The organism is Rhodanobacter geophilus, from assembly GCF_040812275.1.
GTDB classification, from domain to species: domain Bacteria; phylum Pseudomonadota; class Gammaproteobacteria; order Xanthomonadales; family Rhodanobacteraceae; genus Rhodanobacter_A; species Rhodanobacter_A geophilus.
Genome location: NZ_JBFOHL010000025.1, coordinates 1 through 2244 on the forward strand (window position 1 = coordinate 1; position 2244 = coordinate 2244).

Here is a 2244-nt window from a genome sequence, read left to right on the forward strand (position 1 = left end):
GCGAGCATGTCGGGGCCGCGTTCCAGCGCGATGCCGACGAGGGCGCCGGGGCCGACGCCGTGGGCGATCAGGCCGTGGGCGATGCGGTTGGCGCGTTCGTCGAGTGCGCGGTAGCTCAGCGTCACGCTGCCGAGGCGCAGTGCGATGCGCTCCGGCGTGGCCGCCGCCTGGCGCTCGAATGCGCCGTGCATCGTCGGCACGGGAATCGCCGCGGCGGTGGCGTTCCAGCGCCGCAGCTGCGCCAGCTCGTCTGCCGGCAGCAGCGGCAGTTGCGCGATCGGCTGCCGCGGATCGGCCAGCGCGCCTTCCAGCAGGGTCTCGTAGCCGCGGCGGAAGCGCGCGGCGGTGGACGGTTCGAAGATGTCGGCGTTGAAGCTCAGGCCGCCGAGCAGTTGCTGTTCCTGTTCGATGAACCACAGGCCGAGGTCGTATGCGCTGCCGCGCTGGAACACCGGCAGGTGTTCGTGGCGCAATTCGCCCCACGCCAGTGCGCGGCCGCGCACATCCTGGTAGGAGAACATCGCCTGCGCCAGCGGCGGGCGGCTTTCGTCGCGCGGCAGGCGCAGCGCCTTGACCAGGTGCTCGAACGGCACGTCCGGGCAGGCGAAGGCGTCGAGCACCATGGTGCGCACCGCCCGCAGGATCTCGAGGAAGCCGGCCTGCGGGTCGACCGCCAGGCGCAGCGGCAGCGCGTTGACGAAGAAGCCCATCACCGTTTCCAGCTCCACCGCGTCGCGGCCGCGCACGGGCGTGGCCACGATCAGGTCGCGCTGGCCGCCGAGCCGGTGCAGCAGCGCGTAGTACGCCGCGAGCAGCACCATGAACGGGGTCGCGCCCGCCTGGTGCGCGAGTGCGCGCACGGCGCGCAGGCGCCCGTTCGACAGCGTGATCCATTCGGTGGCGCCCGCGCCAGACATGCGTGCCGGCCGCGCGCGGTCGGCGGGCAGTTCCAGCGGCTCGGGCGGATTGCGCAGGCGGCTCAGCCAATGGTCGAGCTGGCGCGCGAGTTCCTCGCCCTGCATCCACTGCCGCTGCCACGCGGCGAAATCGCCGTACTCGACCGCCAGCGGCGGCAGCGGATCGGGCTGGCCGGCGCAGAACGCGGGATACAGCGCGGCCATCTCCTGGTAAAGCAGGTCGAACGACCAGCCGTCCCAGATGATGTGGTGGGTCATGAAGAAGAACACGTGGTCCTCGTCGGCCAGCCGGAACATCTGGGCGTGGAACAGCGGCGCCGTGGACAGGTCGAAGGGTTCGGCGATCAGCGCGTCGAGCCGGCGCATCAGCCACGCTTCGCGTTCGCTCGCCGGCAAGCCGCCGAGATCTTCCAGCGGAAGTTCCACTTCGAGCGTGGCGTGGATGCGCTGCAGCGGGCCCGCTTCCCCGCTTTCGATGGCGGTGCGCAGCACCGGCTGGCGCTGCACCACCGTGCGGAATGCCTGCCCGAACGCGGCGAGATTCAGCGGCCCGCGCAGGCGGTGCGCCGAAGGCGTGTGGTAGTTCACGCCGCCGGGCTGCAGTTGTTCGAGGTACCACACGCGCTGCTGCATCAGCGACAGCGGTGCGCGCTCGCGGTCGGCCAGGCGCGCCATGTTGCGTGGCGCCGACGGCCCGGACGCGCTGGCCGCGCGTATCGCCGCCGCCAGCCGGGCCACGGTCGGCGCCTCGAACAGGGTGCGCAGCGGCAGCGCCAGGCCCAGCTCGCGGTTGAGCCGCGCGGTGAGTTGCGCGGCGAGCAGGGAGTGTCCGCCGTGCTCGAAGAAGTCGTCGTCCAAGCCCGGCTCCAGGCCGCCCAGCACGGCGGCCATCGCCTGCGCGACCTGGCGCTCCAGCTCGTCGCGCGGCGCGACGCGCGTGCCGGCTGGCACGCCGGCGGCGAGCGGGGCCGGCAGCCGGGCGCGGTCGATCTTGCCGTTGGGCAGCAGCGGCAACGCGGCCAGCACCACGAAGTGCTGCGGCAGCATGTATTCGGGCAGGCGTTCGCGCAGGCGATGGCGCAGGGCGGCCTCGTCCACCGGCGTCTCGCTCGCCAGATAGGCGACCAGGCGCGCGTCGCCCGGCCGGTCCTCGCGCACCATGACCAGCGCCTGCGTCACCGGCGGATGGCCGGCGAGCTGCGCCTCGATCTCGCCGGGTTCGATGCGGAAGCCGCGGAGCTTGATCTGGAAGTCGGCGCGGCCGAGGTGTTCGAGGGAGCCGTCGGGATGCCAGCGGCCGCGGTCGCCGGTGCGGTAGAGGCGGGCG

At 72.9% G+C, this 2244-nt stretch carries 1 protein-coding gene; it reads right to left on the minus strand.

What is annotated here, in order from left to right:
* Nucleotides 1-2244: condensation domain-containing protein (locus ABQJ56_RS16865; RefSeq protein WP_367846183.1), on the minus strand; the 2244-nt coding region annotated here is incomplete at both ends.